This window comes from Cohnella sp. 56, assembly GCF_037963805.1.
In the GTDB taxonomy this organism is placed as follows: domain Bacteria; phylum Bacillota; class Bacilli; order Paenibacillales; family Paenibacillaceae; genus Cohnella.
This window is the reverse complement of record NZ_JAZDQE010000002.1, coordinates 287,076-304,522: the sequence shown is the minus strand read 5'-3', so window position 1 is coordinate 304,522 and position 17,447 is coordinate 287,076. Positions and strand designations below refer to the sequence as shown.

The following is a 17,447-nucleotide window of genomic DNA, read 5'->3' as shown; positions in this document are numbered from 1 at the left end:
ACATACCGGCGCTGGAGACAGGGAATGATAGTCGCGAAGCAGCTGTCGGCATCCCCCCTTAACCATCATCTGAGCTTAGAAAAAAGGACGGTGATCCTCATGTTCAAACGCAAGCGCGCCGGGCGGATCGGCTTCGCCATCCTGCTCGCCGCCGCGGTGGCGCTGCCTGCGGCCGGCTGCGGCCATCGGAACGCCGCCGGACCGGAGCAGGCCGCGCACGACAGGCTGCGCGCCCAAAGCGCACCGGGCAGCGACATGTCCGCCGGCGACGGCTCCGTCGCCGTCCGTCCGAACGCCAAAGCCGTCGCGGCTCATCTCGAGCAGCTCGCCGAAGGCGTCAAGGGCGTACGTCATGCCAACTGCGTCATCTTCGGCAAATACGCAGTCGTCGGCATCGACGTCGATCCGACGATGGAGCGCTCCCGCGTCGGGACAACCAAGTATGCCGTTGCCGAGGCGTTCCGCAAAGATCCGTACGGCATCGATGCGCTCGTCACCGCAGACGTGGATATGGCGCAGCGGGTCCGCGAGATCCGGGCGGACGTGAAGCGCGGCAGGCCGATCGCCGGCTTCGCCGAAGAGCTGGCCGATATCGTCGGGCGTCTCGTACCCCAGGTGCCGCGCAGCATCATTCCGCCGGCATCCCCGGACGGAGGCACGACGGAGAAGCAGCTGCCGCAGGCGCATGTCCATACGCAAAGAACCCAGTGATCATCACTGGGTTCTTGTCCGTACGGGCATATGAAGGACATGCTGCTGCGAGCAGGCGCCAACGGCAGGCGACGGCCAGCGACACCGGCGCAAGAAGCGGCGCGCAAGCCAGGCACAGGGGACAAGCTGCGTCCCCCGGAAGGTGCGGGTCTCAGCCCAAGCGCATCGTCGGGGCGTCCTCCGTCTCTCCTAGCCATCCGCAACACTCCCTTGGCACCGTGATCTAGCTCGCAGGTACATGGATTGCATTTGGGGTACGATTGCGTTCAGTATAGCACAAGCGTCCGGGGAGGCCAAGCGGCCCCGGACTCACTTGCCGTCCGCGTTCGCGGCGGCCGCCGCTCTTCCTTCCGGAGACAGCTCCTCGGCCAGCGCCTTCTTCGCTTCGGACACCGAACTTTGGTCGAGGTATACATAAGGGCTCTTCCAGGTGCCGGTCAGCGGGATGAAGCGGATATCCTCGCGATTGATATCATAGTATGTCTTCAGTATATTCGTAATTTGCGCTTTCGGAATATCGGTGACCAGATTTTTGCCCGCGACGTCGATAACGCCGGGGAGCTTCGTCAGACCGCCGAACGATTTCATCTTGTCGACAAGAGCGCCGAGCACCTGGGCCTGGCGTTCGTTGCGTTCGAAGTCGCTCGAGGCCGCCGTGCCGCGGTTGGACTTGCGGTAGCGGACGAAGCCGAGCGCATCTTCGCCTTTCAGCGTTTGATCGCCTTTTTTGAGATCGATATTCGTCCCGTCCGCATTGTCGACATAACGCATATTTTTGTCCACATTGACATGCACGCCGCCGAGCTTGTCGACGATGTCGACGAAGCCCTGGAAGTTCAGGACGGAGGCGTACTGGATATCGATGCCGAAAAATTCGCCGAGCATTTTTTTCATCTTGTCCCGGGCGTAGGCGTCCGCCGCATCGCCCTTGGCGTCGCTCTGGCTGTGGTAGCGGGCGTAGAAGGCGTTGATCTTCTGCCGCTTGTAATCGGGCATCTGAAGATCCGAGTCGCGCGGAATCGAGACGACCGTCGCCGTGTTGGTCTTCGGGTTAAAGGCCGCGACCATGACGACATCCGTATTCATGCCGCCGATCTTGGGCCGGTAGTCCATGCCGAGCAGCACAAGCGCGATCGGCTTCACCTGCGCCTTCTCGGCGGACGGGACCGTCTGGGTCGCCGCGCCCGCGGACGCATCGTCAAGCGCGCCGTTCAGCTGCCGCCACAGCGCGTAGGCATAAGCGCCCAAGCCGACGATGACGAGCAGGACGAGCGTATACAGCACGCGCGGCCATACTCTTTTTTTCTTTTTCGGAGGATTCGTTCTGACTGTTGCGTTCGCGGCGCCGGATCTCTGGCGCGGCGGCAGCGGCGTGTTGGAACTCATCGCTTCACCTCTTCGGTTAATAAAAAGGCGAATCCCGCCAGAGCGCCAGGCTCTCCGGGGTTCGCCGGTGCTGCATCAAATGCTAGGTTTCCGTACGTTTGACGGCCGCGTCTGCGCCGCTTTTTCTCGTCCGCCATCTGTCGTACATCTGACGGCCGCGCAGCATCAGCATCATGATGACGGCGACCGCCATGCACTGGATGATCGGCAGCTTGTCGAGCTGGAGCAGGAGGAGCACCAGACAGCCGATCGCCATGATGATATGCACGATGATCTCCTTCAGGATCGGCAGACGACCCATCCGGAAGACGGCATTGAAGATATAGATCGTAAAGGCGAATATCAGCAGATAAGCGACGACTGGATGATCATGGAACCATGTCTGCACCGGATGCTCCTCCTCTTCGCTCCAGGCCGTCCGTTCAGACGCCGGCTTCGGCCATCATTTTGCGCTGCTTGTCGAAGCGGTCGCGCTCGCTCTTGTTCAGCAGCTTCTTGCGCAGGCGGATCGACTTCGGCGTGATCTCGCACAGCTCGTCGTCGTTCAGGTACTCGAGCGCTTCCTCCATCGACATGAGGCGAGGCGTCTTCAGCTTGACCGTCTCTTCTTTGTTCGCCGTACGGATATTGTTGAGCGCCTTTTCCTTGCAGATGTTGACGATGATGTCGTTGTCGCGGGTGTGCTCGCCGACGATCATGCCTTCATAAATATCCGTGCCCGGCTCGACGAACATGATGCCCCGGTCTTCGACGCCCATCATGCCGTATACCGTCGACGAACCGGATTCGCTGGCGACAAGCACGCCCTGGTGGCGGCCGCCGACCTGGCCCCCTACGACCGGGCCGTAGCTGTCGAACGCATGGTTCATGACGCCGTAGCCGCGCGTCATCGTCAGGAAGTTGGTGCGGTAGCCGATCAGGCCGCGCGCAGGAATCAGGAACTCCAGACGCACTTGTCCGTTGCCGTTGTTGATCATGTTGACCATCTCGGCCTTGCGCGTGCCGAGGCTCTCCATGACGTTGCCCATGCTCTCCTCGGGCACGTCGATGAGCAGACGCTCGATCGGCTCGCACTTGACGCCGTCGATCTCGCGGATGATGACTTCGGGCTTGGATACCTGGAGCTCATACCCCTCGCGGCGCATGTTCTCGATCAGAATGCCCAGATGCAGCTCTCCGCGTCCGCTGACGACGAAGGCGTCGGGGCTGTCGGTCTCGTCGACGCGCAGCGCCACGTCCGTCTCCAGCTCCTTGAACAGACGCTCGCGCAGCTTGCGCGAGGTGACGTGCTTGCCTTCGCGGCCCGCGAACGGGCTGTTGTTGACGAGGAAGCGCATCTGCAGCGTCGGCTCGTCGATCTTGAGCACCGGCAGCGCCTCGGGGTTCGCCGGATCGGCGATTGTCTCGCCGATGTTGACGTCCTTGATGCCGGCGATGGCGATGATGTCGCCCGCGGCGGCCTCCTCCATCTCTATGCGCTTGAGACCCTGAAAGCCGAACAGCTTCTCGATGCGGGCTTGACGAATCTTGCCTTCGCGGTCGAGGACGGCGACGGGTTGTCCCTGGCGGATCTTGCCGCGGTTGACGCGGCCGATCGGGATGCGGCCCAAGTATTCGTTGTAGTCGAGCAGCGTGACGAGGAATTGCAGCGGTTCGTCCGGATTCTCGGTCGGATGCGGGATCTTCTCGAGGATCGTCTCGTACAGCGCCTCCATCGTCGTGCCAAGCTCGGCGGCGTCGAGGCTGGCGATGCCGTTCAGTCCGGACGCGTATACGACCGGGAATTCGAGCTGCTCGTCGCTCGCCTCAAGCTCGATGAACAGCTCCAGCACTTCGTCGATGACTTCGGCCGGACGCGCTGCCGGACGGTCGATCTTGTTGACGACGACGATCGGCGTGAGGCCGGCTTCGAGCGCCTTGCGAAGCACGAACTTCGTCTGCGGCATGCAGCCTTCGAACGCGTCGACGACGAGCAGGACGCCGTCGACCATCTTCATGATCCGCTCGACCTCGCCGCCGAAGTCGGCGTGTCCGGGCGTATCGACGATGTTGATCAGATGATCCTTGTAATGAACGGCCGTGTTCTTCGCGAGGATCGTGATGCCGCGCTCCCGCTCGAGATCGTTGGAGTCCATCGCTCGCTCCTGGACTTGCTCGTTGTCCCGGAACGTGCCGGATTGACGCAGCAGCTGGTCGACGAGCGTCGTCTTCCCGTGGTCGACGTGCGCGATGATCGCGATATTGCGGATTTGGTCTCTTTGATGCATGGTTCCACTCCTTATATTTTGTATATCTGTATTCATTACGACCGACGGGCACGCTGTACGCGTGCGATCCCGCCGTCCCTAATTTTCAGCGTTTCGGCAATTTGCGACTCAACACAAAACGTCGACGCGAGGCCGACGTTGTCTACATCCCTTCAATTATACGCTAGACGAGGCCGATTGCCAACCCCGAATCAACGATTTTCGACAGACCTGCGATTCAGCGCCGTCTGCGGCGCGGCCGCTGCATGACGAGCCAGATGCCGAAGCCGATCAGCACGACCGCCAGCAAATAAATACCCCAAGTCCACAGCAGCGTGATCGCGAACAGCAACAGCGACAGAGCGCCGAGCCCCATCGCGGCGTTCCATAAGGCGCGGTCCCGGGAGATGCCGAATACGAAATATTCGTACAGCCCCACTGCGATCGCGAGCAAATACAGCGGCCATATATATCTCATCGACCGCCAACCGAACCAGTTGCCGACCATGAGCAGCAGCGACGAACCCGTCAGGATGCCGGCAGGCACGAGCATGACGGCGGGCACGATGCCGCCGAAAAACAGCACATGAAGCAATATGCCGACGATCAAAATCAAAATCGGCCAAAATACGGACCCGATAAACGAAAATACGCCCAGCTTGCCGAGCAAAATGATCAATCCCGCTGCCAGAATCCAGATCCCGACCGCGGCGGATTGTTTGTTCAACGCGGCTCCCCCACTTCTCTTGTCTGATGCGATAACTTCCCTGCTTCGTTTCGTTAACTAACAGTTTAATGGAAGTTGGGGTAAAAAACCAGTTCGCCGCCTTCAAAAGCCATGAATTAGCCACAAAGCGCCGGAAACGGTCCGTTCGGCAGTCGCCCGGCTCCTGGCGTTCAGCCTGCGCTTCGCCTGCGCCGCCACAGCGAAGCGAGCAGCAGGACGGCAACGGCCGCATAGGGGAGCGCCTTGAGCGCGCTCTCGCTGAAGCCTGCGAGCAGCGGCGCGAGCCCGCGGTCCCCGAGCGCCATCTCGATGGCGGCATAGCCCAGCAGCGCGCCGCCCGCGTAGACGAGCAGCGGGTAGCGGTCCAACAGGTGAATAATAAACGAGCTCCCCCAAATAATAATCGGGATGCTCATCGCGATGCCGATCAGCAGCAGACCCGTGTCCTCGCCCGCAACGGCCGCGACGGCAAGCACATTGTCCAGGCTCATGACAAAATCGGCCGCGACGATCGTCCATACCGCGCCCGCGAGCGTGGCGGAGCCGGCATGATCGCTTGTCTCTTCCTTCTGATCCCCCAGCAGCTTGTATGCAATCGCCAGCAGCAGCACGGCGCCGATCGTCTGCAAATACGGGATATCGAGCAGCAGCGCGGCGAGCACGGTGAGCCCGCATCTGAGCAGCACGGCCGCAGCGGCGCCCCACCAGACCGCGCGCCGGCGCTGCGCCGGCGGCAGCCTCCTGCCCGCCATCGCGATGACGACGGCGTTGTCGCCGCTCAGCAATAGATTAATAAGCACGATCTGTACGAAGATGACGAATTGACCCCACAATTCTTGTTCCATGCCGCACCTCCTCTTCCCCTGTTATATGTACAGGCCGGGCGCAATATGAAGGAGGATGTCCGAACGAAATTTGAATCTTTATTTGTCCGACCGCCGTATTAGCATTTGTATATCATGAGGAGGGTCGGGAATGGACTTTTTGAACGCCGATTTTTTTACAGCGCTAATCACCATCGTTCTGATCGACTTGATGCTGGCGGGCGACAATGCCATCGTCATCGGCCTGGCCGCGCGCAATCTGCCGAAGGCCAGCCAGAGAAAAGCTATCCTGTGGGGTACGGCCGGAGCGGTCATCATCCGGGTCATCGCCACTTTGCTGATTGTATATTTGCTCAAAATTCCGTTCCTGCTCGCCGTCGGCGGCGTGGTGCTGCTGTGGATCGCTTACAGGCTGCTCATCCAGGAGGATTCACACGAGCATGTGCAGGCCGGCAGCAGCCTGTGGAGCGCAGTGCGAACGATCGTCATCGCGGACGCGGCCATGGGTCTCGACAATGTCATCGCGATCGCGGGCGCAGCCTCAGGCAGCAGCAGCTCCGACCATAGCACCCTGCTCGTCATCTTGGGACTGCTCATCAGCATTCCGATCGTCGTCTGGGGCAGCACGCTGTTCGTCAGCCTGATTCAGCGCTTCCCGTGGATCATCTATATCGGCTCGGCCATCCTGGCCTACACGGCCGCCAAGATGATTACGCATGAAAAGAAGCTCGCAGAGCTGTTCGACAACGACGCGGCCAACTGGGCGTTCATGATCGTCGTCGTCATCGCCGTGCTGGCGCTCGGCATCTGGAGCAACGCCGCCAAAAACCGCAAAAATGCAGCCAAGCGGCTGCAATCCTCCGATCCGCACTGAACCGGACCCGCTCCCGACAAAAAAAGAAGCTCCCCTTCGCAGACAGGCCTTGAGCCGCTGCGGGCGGGGAGCTTTTTTTATTGGCGGCAGGGCCGCAGCCGAGCTCGCGTTAGAACCAGCGGTCTTCGGCTGCGGGCGCCGGCTTGGCATCGAGCCTGCCGCGCTCGGTCAGCGTCACCGTCTCCGTGCCGGCGACCGCTTCATCGACGAGGCGCGCGAGCTCCGCGCCGAGCGCATGCTCGACGCCTTCGACGACGCGCAGATTCGGGTTCGTCGCCGGTGACTTGGGCACGAACAGCGTGCAGCAGTCTTCGAACGGGAGAATCGAAGTCTCGTAGGTGCCGATGCGCTCGGAGATGCGGATAATCTCCAGCTTGTCCATCATGACGAGCGGCCTCAGCAGCGGCAGGTCGGTCGTGCGGCCGATCACGTTCATGCTGCCGAGCGTCTGGCTCGCCACTTGGCCCAGACTGTCGCCCGTCACGATCGCGAGCGCGCCCGATCGCTCCGCGAGCCGCTGCGCGATGCGCAGCATCGAGCGCCGCATGAGCGTGATGATGAGATGATCCTGCTTCTGCTGCGCCAGCAGCGTCTGTAGCTCGGTGAACGGCACCAGGTGGAGCTTGATCCTGCCGCCGTAATAAGCGAGCCGCTGCGCCAGGGAGACGACCTTGTCGGTCGCCTGCTGGCTCGTGAAGGGATAGCTGTGGAAATGCACCGCTTCGATCTCCAGCCCTTTGCGCATCGCCAGCCATCCGGCGACCGGACTGTCGATGCCGCCGGACAGAAGCAGCATCGCCTTGCCGTTCATGCCCAGCGGGAAGCCTCCGGCCCCCGCCACCACGGAGCAGTATACGAAGACGCCCTGCGGCTGAATATCGAGCCGCAGCTCCACGTCCGGTTCGCGGACGTCCACGCGCAGCGCGGGCGTATTGCGGAGCACATGGGCGCCGACGAGATGATTCATCTCCATCGAATCGTGCGGGAACGCCTTCCAGGCGCGCTTCACGCTCATCTTGAACGTCGAGGGCACGGGCAGATGCGCCTGCAGGACGGCGAGCGCGGCGCGGCGGATCTCCTCGAGATCGTGGCTCGTGCGCAGCACCGGGCTGATCGTCTGAATGCCGAACACGTCGGCCAGTCTCGACATCGTCTCGGCAGCGTCGGCGCCGTTCAGCTTGATATAGACGCGGCCGTAGGAGCTCTCGTATTGCAGTCCGGCGCAGGCGTGCAGCGCCTCCTTGATCTTGCCGAGCATGAGCGACTCGAATCTGCCGCGGTTTCTCCCCTTGAGCGTCAACTCGCCCAGACGGACAAGCAAATAGTTAAAGTTCATCGTTCAATTCCTCTCCAGCAGCTTCAGCTTCGCGACAGCCGTACGCAGCCTCTCGGTCAAAATATCGATGTCCGCCTCGACATGCTCGTCGCCGAAGCTGATCCGGATGCTCCCGGTCGATCGCGCCTCTCCGAGCCCCATGGCCATCAGCACACGGCTCGGCTTCAGGCTTTTGGACGAGCAGGCCGATTGGGTGGAGATCAGAATCCCCTGCTGCTCGAGCATATGCAGCAGCACCTCGGGCCGCATGCCCGGATACGACAGATTGACGATCTGCGGCGAGACGAGCCGCTCCTCTTCGGGCACGTTCAGCACGAGCTCCGGTATCGTCTTGATGCCGCCGATCAACCGGCTTCGGAGCGCGTACATGCGGGCTCTGCGCTCCGGCAGCGATTCGAGCGCGAGCCTGAGCGCCTGCGCCATGCCGACGATGCCCGGCAGGTTGTGCGTGCCGCTGCGCGCGTCGCTCTCCTGCCCGCCGCCGGTGAGCTGAGGCGTCAGCCTGATGCCCTCCCGCACAAGCAGGAAGCCCGCCCCTCGCGGCCCCCTGAACTTGTGCGCGGATGCGCTGTACAGATCGACGCCGGAGGCGGCCCAGTCGAGCTGCACCTTCCCCAGCGCCTGGACGCCGTCCACATGCAGGCGCACCTTCGGATGAGCGCGCAGCAGCCGGCCGATCTCCTCGACGGGCTGTACGACGCCGGTCTCGTTGTTCACATGCATGACGCTGACGAGTGCGGTATCCGGTCCGATCGCAGTCTCGATGTCGGCGGCCTCGATCCGGCCTTGCGCGTTCGGCGCGACGAAGGTGACGCGAACGCCCTCGCTCTCGAGCTGCCTGGCCGTGCCGTAGACCGACGAATGCTCGATCGCAGTCGTGATCAGATGCTTCGGCTTGCGGCCGCCAGCCCCCAGTATGCCCTTGATCGCCAGATTGTTGCTCTCCGTGCCGCCCGATGTGAAGATGACTTCGCCGGCCGCCGCGCCGAGCAGGCCCGCAACCGCTTCTCTGGCCCGCTCGATGAGCTTGTGGGCTTCCGTGCCGGCCCGATGCAGCGCCGACGGGTTGGCATAGTGCTGCGCCATCAGCTCGGCGACCGTGCGGATTACGGATTCGTAGGGCGGGGTGGACGCGCTATGATCGAAGTAATAGGTTTGCAATGTCCATTTTCCTTTCTCCGGGCAAAATAAAAAGATCAAAGGCGGCATAGCGCCGCCCTGATCCCTGCTTCGCCTATCGTCCTTCCGTCGTCAAGCGCCGGATCAAGGCAGCTTCCAGCCGCTGCGGGCGGACAGCACCTTGCCGATGTAAGCCTGCGTCTCGGCCGGCAGCTCGGACAGACGGCTCGTCACGTCGGCATCCGTACGCAATCCGAGCCGGTCTACCCGGCCCGGTCCCGCATTGTAAGCGGCGAGCGCGGTCATCTCGTTGCCGTCGTATTTGCGCAGCAAGTAGGACAGATACCTGCTGCCGCCGTCGATATTCTGCGCCGGATCGAATACGTTCGAGACGCCGAGGCCGGCTGCCGTGCCGTCCATCAGCTGCATGAGGCCCTTGGCCCCGGCGGAGGAGCCCGCGTCGGGCCTGAAGTCCGACTCCGTCTGGATGACCCCCTTGATCAGGGCGGGGTCGATGCCGTAGCGCTCCGCAGCGGCAGTGATCAATCCGTCGTATGCGGAGGTCGAAGCGCCGGCGTCCGCCGCCAGACCGGCGGCGCCGGTCGGACCGAAGGTCAATCGGCTCGCGCCGAGCGCGCCTGCGCCTGCGGACAAGAGTCCGAGCCCGGATGACAACGCCGGCGCAGACAGATCGTCCGACGCGCCGAATGCGCCGGCGCTCACGCCTCCGTATCCGTAACTGCTCGTACCGCTCATATATTGAGACAACAGCTGACTGAACAGATTGCTATCGTCGCCGGAGGCCACTGCATCCGCATTGCCTGCGAACGGGTCGATGCCGGAGGTGAACTGCGTCAGCAGAAGCTGCTTGAGCAGCCGCGGGTCGACAGCATGTCCGGAAATTCCATCTATCGGTGTCATGTCCTGTATCGCCCTCTATCAATCGAAATAAACGAACAAATTTATTGTACAATACTTCGATTGCGACGACCAGTAAAAGAAGGCGAAAAATGCAACCGCCGCCCGCTCCCGCAACGGCGGGAACGGACGGCGATCGCACAAGCTTGAATTTACGAGTTCGGCTTGAAGGTCAGGCAGCAGGTGCCGCTGGAGCGCGCGGCCGTATCTCGGTGGCCGGCGAACGATTCGTCCGCAAACTCCTCGTTCCACTTCGCTCCTGCGTGCGCGTCGATCTCGATGGCGATCTCTTTGGCGCCGCACCGGTTGCCTTCGTCCCAAAATGCGCAATTGCTCACACTGCAAGCTACGCCGCCTGGCATATTGGAATCACCTCCGCAGCTTAGTCTGGCCAGACCAAGCCGACGCATGCAAGCCGCGTCAAGGGAGGTGCAGGAGAGCCTGGCCTTATTTGGACTGCAGGCGGCGCTGGATCAGATACTCGCTCTCATAATAAGCCAGGTCCTCGCGCAGTTCCTCATAAATCCGCGATACGCCGAGCACCAGATCGCGTGCGGCCCGTACGGGCTTCGCGCTGAAGCGAATCGCGTCCTGTCCGGTATACGCATATCTGCCGTCTTCGGAATAGCCCTCGTTTTTCGGATAGAAAAAAGCGTTGACGCAATGATGATATACATCATAAAGCAAGCGCTCGGCGGAGGCCACGTCGAAATTCGGCCGCCGCAGCAGGGCGCCTAGCTTTTCGTAGGAAACTTCGGAAAAAACGAGCAGATGACGCAGGTCGGACAGCAGTCCGGCATAAAAAGTTTCCGTGTTATTTTCGGTAACCAACTGCGGAAGCGCATGTCCGTTCAGGAAGGATTCCAATGGATCGATCGCCGCCTTGAGCTTGTCGCGGCTGGACTCGGCTAACGCCTTCACGTTGGCGGATGGCATAGATTGCTTACCCCTTTCCATTATATGCACATGCATGAGGCGCCCCGCAGAGTTCCCGCAAGACGCAATGTCTCTATCCTACCATAAATACGTCCGGAGCGGTACTGCGGGCCCTTAATTCGTTCGTATAATTTTTCCGGCTTATCAAAGTCTATAACTGACCGTAAACGCATGACAGCCAATCACAATCGCCAATCCAAGCAAGGAGGTCGAATTCGTCTATGCGCCGCCGATACGCATTTATCGGATTGTTATTCGCCGTTGCCGTCGCCGTGTTTGCTTTTCCGCTCATCGTGCCGAACGGCCGGAACGCGCAGCACGCTCCCCGCAGCGCGCAGCCGGTTCCCGACGCCGCCCAGCCGTCCGCAGCAGCTGCATCCCGGGAGCGCGAGGCCAAGCTCAGCACGGTGCGCGAGGATATGAAGCGGACAGGCTTGCTGTGCAGGCTCGAATGCCGCAGCGATATCCGCAAGCTGTCCTCCGCCGGCATGGCCCCGGCATCGGCCGATGCCGCGCTCCGGCGCAAGGAGACGGCGCTCGCGCAATTATTGCAGCACAACCGCCACTTCGAGGCGGCGGCCTGGCGCTCGGGCGGGACGACGATATCCGCCGGGGCGAAGCCCGGGGAATACAGCGCGGACATCCGCAAGGCTTGGGACGAAGGCGTCGCCGCGATTCGCCAAGGCCGCAGCTACGAGTCCGCCTCGCTGCCGATGCACGGGAGCAGCGGGTTCGTGCTCGCCGAACCGAAGGGCCGCGCGGGCGACGGCATCGTCGCCATCATACACAGCGACGCCGTAGAGGAAGTCGAGCGGCATCAGCAGCGCAATTTGCGCCTCGTCCCTTATCCGGACGACAGCCGCTTCCGGACCCAGGCGACCGAGCCGGGCAGGCTCAAGGACAAGCAAGTCGTCTCGGGCGAGGCGAACGGCCATGCCAGCCACTATGCCGTAGGCGAAGTCGTCGTCAAGCTGCGCAGCAAGCTCGATGCGCGTCAGCTGATGGCGCTGCGCAAGCGGCTCGATCTGTCCGTCGCCCGCGAGCACCGCAGACAGACGTATGTGTTCCGCTCGCGGACGCTCAGCACCGCCCAGCTCATCGCCTACTTCAAGAAAAACTGGAATCCGCTGTACGTCGAGCCTCATTATTTGTACATGACCAACGACGGCAAGCCCGGCGCGATCTGGAAGCCGCAGAGCGCGGGGAATGCGGCGCAGAGCGCGGGGGGCCCGGCGCAGGCTGCGGACATCGTGCCGAACGACACGCTGTACGGCCAATATCAATGGAATCTGCCGGAGATCGCGACGGAGCGCGGCTGGAACGTCTCCAGGGGCAAGCAGGACATCGTCGTCGCGGTCGTGGACACCGGCGTACAGCTGGATCATCCCGATCTGAAGGGCAGACTCGTCCAGGGCACGAATATCGTCGACCCGTCGGCGGCCCCGGAGGATGACGTCGGACACGGTACGCATGTCGCCGGCATCATCGCCGCGCAGGTGAACAACAACGAGGGCGTGGCCGGCATGACCTGGTATACGAAGGTCATGCCCGTCAAGGCGCTCGACAGCACCGGCGCGGGAACGACTTATTCGGTTGCGGAGGGCGTCATCTGGGCGGCGGATCACGGCGCGCAGATCATCAACCTGAGCCTCGGCAACTATGCCGAAGCCCAGTTCCTGCACGACGCGATCAAGTACGCGCATGACAAGGGCGCGGTCGTCATCGCCGCGAGCGGCAACGACAACACGGACCGGCCGGGCTATCCGGCCGCCTATCCGGAGGTCGTCGCCGTAGGCGCCACCGGATCGGACGAGCTGCGCGCGTCCTACTCCAACTATGGCGACTATATCGATGTCGCCGCCCCCGGCACCTCGATCGCCAGCACCTATCCCGGCAGCCGCTACGCGGCGCTCTCGGGCACCTCCATGGCGAGCCCGCATGTCGCTGCGCTGGCATCGCTCATGCTGGCTGCGGACGGCACACTGACGAACGATCGGATCGCGGCGCTGCTCGGTCAGACGGCCAAGGATCTGGGCGCAGCCGGCAAGGATCCCGAGTTCGGCTACGGACAGATCGACGTCCGGGCCGCCCTCGAAGCCGCTGCCGGCACACGCGCAGCCGGCTCCGAGCAGCGCGCGGTCGCCGGACAGGGCGGCGCGCAGTATACGGGCGAAGCCGACGTGCTCCAGCAGCGGCTGCTCGAGCGGCTGCAGTCGCTGTTGTCCGGCCTGTTCGGGACATAAGCACGCGCTTAACAAGCCATCCGACGGAACACGGACCCGCAGGTCCCGACCGTCGGATGGCTATTTTGGCATGCGGCGCATTCGGATTTGTCGGATGCCCCCGGGAAAACTATAATAAAAGAGTATAATAGCGGCATCCGAATGAATTTAACTGGTACAAAGGGGTCGAGCTTATTGGACAAGGCGCAGCGCAAAAAAGAGGAACGTCTGAAAAAGGAGGCTCTGGCGAAGAAGAAACGCAAGCAGTCGCGCATCTGGGTATGGTCGACGGTCGTCATCGCCGTCGCGATCATCGCGCTCGCAGTCGTATTCAGACCGCAGCCCGAGGACTTGAACTTCGATTACAACAAGCTGCCGACGATCGGACAAGCCGATGCGCCGGTGAAGCTGGTCGAGTTCGGCGATTTCAAGTGCATTACATGCAAAATGTTCAGCGAGACGATTTATCCGCAGCTGAAAAAGGACTTCATCGATACCGGCAAAGTCTCTCTCAGCTTCATGAACTTTACGATCATCAGCCAGGACTCGACGACGGCGGCGCTCGCTGCGCAAGCGGTCTACCATCAGAACAAGGACGAATTTTGGAACTTCTATCATAGCGTCTACGCCAATCAAGGCGACGAGCGCGCGCCCTGGGCGACATCCGATTTTCTCGTCCAGCTGGCCCGCGACAACAAGCTGAACCTGGACTACGACAAGCTGAAAAGCGACATCGACAAGGAGACATACAAGGACGAAGTGAACAAGCACAACAAAATTGCCCGCGACAACAACTTCGGAGGCACGCCGACGATTGTCCTGAACGGCAGGAAGCTGACGGATAGCCAGGCGCTAAGGTATGAAAACTTAAAGGCCGAGATCGAGAAGGCGCTGCAGGAAAAGGGTGCCGCTTCGGGCTCATAAAGGGGGAAGCGCACGATGCGGGATCGTTTTCTCTATCTGGCCTGGGTCGTCTCTCTCGTCGCGACCGGCGGCAGCCTGTTCATGAGCGAGATTCTTGAATTCGCTCCCTGCAAGCTCTGCTGGCTGCAGCGAATCTTCATGTATCCGCTCGTGCTGCTGCTGGGCCGCGCTGCGATCCGGGGCGACCGGCGCATCGTAGGTTATGTCATGCCGCTCGTCATTATCGGCGGCTGCATCTCTCTCTACCACTATGGGGAGCAAAAAGTGCCGGGCATGGCCAGCATCCTGCCCTGCACGGTCGGCGTCCCCTGCGACGAAGATTACCTGGACTGGTTCGGCGTCATTACGATCCCGTTGATGGCGCTCGTCGCATTTGTGATGATCGGGCTGCTGCTCTGGTTCGGGAGCAGGAACGGCGGCGCGCAAGTGGAAGACGATGAGGAAGCATAACGAACGAAAAAAGAGGCAGATCGGCTGTATACGCCGGCCTGCCTCTTTTGTTTGTCGGTATCGCATTTCGTTTGCTTAAGCCCAATTGCCGCCTCGGAAAATCGGCACGATCGTGCCGTCCTCCTGGTAGCCGTCGATATCCATCTCGGCCGAGCCGACCATAAAATCGACATGCGCGACGCTCTGGTTGATGCCGCTGGCTGCCAGCTCCTCGGGCGACATCGTCTTGCCGCCTTCAACGTTAAACGCATAGCCGCTGCCGATGGCGAAGTGATTCGAGGCGTTCTCGTCGAACAGCGTATTGTAAAACAAAATATTCGACTCCGAGATCGGCGAGCGATGCGGCACGAGCGCCATCTCGCCGAGGTAATGCGTGCCCTCGTCAGTCTCGACGAGCTGCCGCAAAATCTCCTCGCCCTCCTCGGCTTCGGCTTTGACGATCCGCCCAAGCGCGAACGTCAGCTTGAAGCGGTCGATGATGTTGCCGGCGAAGCTGAGCGGCTTCGTGCTGCTCACATAGCCGTCCACCCCGTCGCGGCGCGGCGCCGTGAACACTTCTTCGGTCGGCATGTTCGCCATGAACCTGACACCGTCCGGCGTCACGCTCGAGGCGCCGACCCACAGATGGCGATCGGGCAGCTCGACCGTCAGATCGGTCCCCGCCGCCCTGTAGCGCAGCTTGCGCAGACGCAGCCCGTTCAGCCAATCCACCTTGCCGTGCAGGCTCTGATCATGCGCCCGCCAGGCTTCGACGGGATCTTCCTCGTGCAGACGCACGGCGTCGAAGATCGCGAGCCACAGCTTGTTCACGGCCAGCTCAGGCTCGTCGCCCGGGAATACCTTGTTCGCCCAGTCTGCAGATGCCGCTGCCGCAACCGTCCAGGCGACCTTGTCCGATTGGACGGCGCGCCGGAAATTAACGAGACCTGCGCCCGCCGCCTTCTGATAGGCGCCGATCCGCTGCGGATCGACGCCCTTCAGCACGTCGGGACCGGACGAGACGAACGAGATGAAGCAAGCCCCGCGCTCGACGAAGCTGTTCCGCTTGAGCGTCTCCCATTCGGGAAAGTTGCTAAACACCTCGGGGGCTGCATGATCGTATTTAAGCCGGGATACGGTATCGTCGTTCCAATCGACATACACGTTGCCGGCGCCTGCCCGGTAAGCCTCCGCTGCGACCAGGCGCGTGAGCGGCGCCGTCTCGATCTGGCTCGAGATGAACACTTCCTGTCCTTGCTGGACGTTAACGCCGACCTTGACGATCAGCTCCGCGTAGCGCTGCAGCTGCTGTTCCAATTGTTCCATCGTTCCAACCTCCGTCGTCATAAATTGCGGATGACTCCGCCGCTCACTGCGCCCAGTTCCCGCCGCGGAATACCGGCACGACCGTCCCGTCCTCCCGGATGCCGTCGATATCCATCTCTGCCGTGCCGACCATGAAGTCGACATGCGTGATGCTCGCATTGACGCCATGCGCCTTGAGCTCCTCGGGCGTCATCGTCTTGCCTCCTTCTAGGGTAAAGGGGAAGCCTAAGCCGATCGCCAGATGATTGGACGCATTCTCGTCGAACAGCGTGTTGTAAAACAAAATGTTGGAGTTCGAGATCGGCGAACGATGCGGTACGAGCGCGACTTCTCCCAAATAATGCGAGCCTTCGTCCGTCTCGACAATCTGCTTCAGTATGGCCTCGCCGACTTCGGCTTCCACGCCGACGATCCGGCCTTTGTCGAACGTCAGCTTGAAGCGGTCCACCGTGCTGCCGCTATAGTTAAGCGGCTTGGAGCTGCTCACGTACCCGTCCACGCGTTCCCGGTGAGGCACCGTGAACACTTCCTCGGTCGGCATATTTTTCATGAAGCCGACGCCGTCCGGCCGCGTGCCGGCAGCCGTCATCCACAGATGACGCTCCGGCAGCCCGATCGTCAGGTCCGTACCGGGCGCCCGGTAGCGCAGCTCGTTGAACCGCATCTCGTTCAGCCAAGCGGCCCGGGCTTGGAGGCTGGCATTGTGCGCGCGCCAATTGTCCACGGGATCGTGGGCATGCAGCCGGACGGCGTCGAAGATCGCCCGCCATAGCTTGCGCACGGACGTCTCCGCGGATTCGCCCGGGAATACCTTGTGCGCCCATGCCTGCGTAGCGCTCGCCGCGATCGTCCATGCGACCTTGTCGGCCGCCGTCGCCTGGCGGTACACGATCAGCGCCTCGCCCGCAGCCTTCTGATAGTCGCCGATCCGCTTCGGCTCGACGCCGGCGAGCAGGTCGGGATTGGACGAGTTCAGGAAGATGAAGCAGGCGCCCCGCTCGACGAACCCGTTGCGACGCTGCTTCTCCCACTCCGGAAACTTGGCGAACACCTCGGGCGCCGCATGATCGTATTTGAGCCTGGTGAGCGTATCGTCGGCCCAATCGACGAACACCTGGCTGGCGCCCGCTTTGTAGGCCTGCTCGACGACAAGGCGGGCGAGCGGCGCTCCTTCGATCAGGCTTGTGACATACACCTCCTGACCCTGCTGAACGTTCGCGCCGATCTTTACGATCAGCTCTGCATACTTGGTCAAATCCTTCTCGAACTCCGACATCAGGGCACACTCCATTTGTTCAGTTTGAGTCATTTCGTTTTTCTTGCTTCCATTGTAACGAAAGACGGGACGAATCACAAACTGAACTGGTCGGTCATTTTTATTGTGCCGACCTGTCTGCACGGGCGCAATGCCGCAGCGGCGTGTACGGACGTCGGGAGCAAGCGGCGCGGAGAGCCGCAACCGCAAAATG

At 61.7% G+C, this 17,447-nt stretch carries 17 protein-coding genes; 5 read left to right on the top strand and 12 right to left on the bottom strand.

Annotated elements, in window-relative coordinates:
* Nucleotides 1-99: 99 nt before the first annotated feature.
* Entirely contained in the window at nt 100-711 is a 612-nt protein-coding gene (locus VQ071_RS04305) for a YhcN/YlaJ family sporulation lipoprotein (RefSeq protein ID WP_340512628.1), read from the top strand.
* 309 nt (nt 712-1,020) lie between these two features.
* Here the strand turns inward: VQ071_RS04305 and VQ071_RS04300 are convergent, their stop codons facing one another.
* The 5 genes from VQ071_RS04300 to VQ071_RS04280 all read right to left on the bottom strand — a co-directional run bounded on the left by VQ071_RS04300 (nt 1,021) and on the right by VQ071_RS04280 (nt 5,915).
* Nucleotides 1,021-2,097 carry an LCP family protein gene (locus tag VQ071_RS04300; RefSeq protein ID WP_340512625.1) on the bottom strand — a complete coding sequence of 359 codons (1,077 nt, stop codon included), beginning with the start codon at nt 2,095-2,097 and terminating at the stop codon, nt 1,021-1,023.
* An 82-nt stretch (nt 2,098-2,179) separates the two neighbouring features.
* Nucleotides 2,180-2,485, bottom strand: coding sequence for a YlaH-like family protein (locus VQ071_RS04295; RefSeq protein WP_340512624.1), 306 nt, complete (start codon nt 2,483-2,485; stop codon nt 2,180-2,182).
* A gap of 34 nt (nt 2,486-2,519) precedes the next feature.
* Entirely contained in the window at nt 2,520-4,364 is a 1,845-nt protein-coding gene (typA, locus tag VQ071_RS04290; protein WP_340512623.1) for a translational GTPase TypA, read from the bottom strand.
* A 217-nt stretch (nt 4,365-4,581) separates the two neighbouring features.
* Complete coding sequence (locus VQ071_RS04285; protein WP_340512622.1) at nt 4,582-5,070, bottom strand: hypothetical protein; 489 nt, start codon at nt 5,068-5,070, stop codon at nt 4,582-4,584.
* A 170-nt stretch (nt 5,071-5,240) separates the two neighbouring features.
* A complete protein-coding gene (locus VQ071_RS04280) occupies nt 5,241-5,915 on the bottom strand; it encodes a TerC family protein (protein WP_340512621.1) in 675 nt (224 codons plus the stop codon).
* 130 nt (nt 5,916-6,045) lie between these two features.
* Between VQ071_RS04280 and VQ071_RS04275 the strand changes: the two genes are divergently transcribed.
* The gene (locus tag VQ071_RS04275) at nt 6,046-6,768 is read left to right on the top strand and encodes a TerC family protein (protein WP_340512620.1); all 723 of its coding nucleotides are present in this window, start codon (nt 6,046-6,048) and stop codon (nt 6,766-6,768) included.
* Nucleotides 6,769-6,877: 109 nt separating this feature from the next.
* On the opposite strand, the gene thiI is transcribed toward VQ071_RS04275, so the two are convergent.
* The 5 genes from thiI to VQ071_RS04250 all read right to left on the bottom strand — a co-directional run bounded on the left by thiI (nt 6,878) and on the right by VQ071_RS04250 (nt 11,077).
* Complete coding sequence (gene thiI / locus VQ071_RS04270; protein WP_340512619.1) at nt 6,878-8,104, bottom strand: tRNA uracil 4-sulfurtransferase ThiI; 1,227 nt, start codon at nt 8,102-8,104, stop codon at nt 6,878-6,880.
* Nucleotides 8,105-8,107: 3 nt separating this feature from the next.
* A complete protein-coding gene (locus VQ071_RS04265; protein ID WP_340512618.1) occupies nt 8,108-9,265 on the bottom strand; it encodes a cysteine desulfurase family protein in 1,158 nt (385 codons plus the stop codon).
* A 102-nt stretch (nt 9,266-9,367) separates the two neighbouring features.
* The gene (locus tag VQ071_RS04260; RefSeq protein ID WP_340512617.1) at nt 9,368-10,144 is read right to left on the bottom strand and encodes a lytic transglycosylase domain-containing protein; all 777 of its coding nucleotides are present in this window, start codon (nt 10,142-10,144) and stop codon (nt 9,368-9,370) included.
* A gap of 149 nt (nt 10,145-10,293) precedes the next feature.
* Entirely contained in the window at nt 10,294-10,503 is a 210-nt protein-coding gene (locus tag VQ071_RS04255; protein ID WP_340512616.1) for a DUF1540 domain-containing protein, read from the bottom strand.
* Nucleotides 10,504-10,588: 85 nt separating this feature from the next.
* On the bottom strand, nt 10,589-11,077 hold the full coding sequence (locus VQ071_RS04250; protein ID WP_340512615.1) for a DUF3907 family protein: 489 nt from the start codon (nt 11,075-11,077) through the stop codon (nt 10,589-10,591).
* A gap of 221 nt (nt 11,078-11,298) precedes the next feature.
* Here VQ071_RS04250 and VQ071_RS04245 point away from each other — a divergent pair, with 221 nt between their 5' ends.
* The 3 genes from VQ071_RS04245 (at nt 11,299) to VQ071_RS04235 (ending at nt 14,673) form a co-directional block, all read left to right on the top strand.
* Nucleotides 11,299-13,320 (top strand): S8 family peptidase, encoded by a 2,022-nt coding sequence (locus VQ071_RS04245; RefSeq protein ID WP_340512614.1) that lies wholly within the window; start codon nt 11,299-11,301, stop codon nt 13,318-13,320.
* A gap of 174 nt (nt 13,321-13,494) precedes the next feature.
* Nucleotides 13,495-14,223, top strand: a complete 729-nt coding sequence (locus VQ071_RS04240; protein ID WP_340512613.1) for a DsbA family protein — start codon at nt 13,495-13,497, stop codon at nt 14,221-14,223.
* Nucleotides 14,224-14,238: 15 nt separating this feature from the next.
* The gene (locus VQ071_RS04235; RefSeq protein ID WP_340512612.1) at nt 14,239-14,673 is read left to right on the top strand and encodes a disulfide oxidoreductase; all 435 of its coding nucleotides are present in this window, start codon (nt 14,239-14,241) and stop codon (nt 14,671-14,673) included.
* A 75-nt stretch (nt 14,674-14,748) separates the two neighbouring features.
* Here the strand turns inward: VQ071_RS04235 and VQ071_RS04230 are convergent, their stop codons facing one another.
* On the bottom strand, nt 14,749-15,978 hold the full coding sequence (locus tag VQ071_RS04230; protein WP_340512611.1) for an aminopeptidase: 1,230 nt from the start codon (nt 15,976-15,978) through the stop codon (nt 14,749-14,751).
* A gap of 43 nt (nt 15,979-16,021) precedes the next feature.
* Nucleotides 16,022-17,254, bottom strand: a complete 1,233-nt coding sequence (locus tag VQ071_RS04225; RefSeq protein WP_340512610.1) for an aminopeptidase — start codon at nt 17,252-17,254, stop codon at nt 16,022-16,024.
* Between the last annotated feature and the right edge of the window lie 193 nt (nt 17,255-17,447).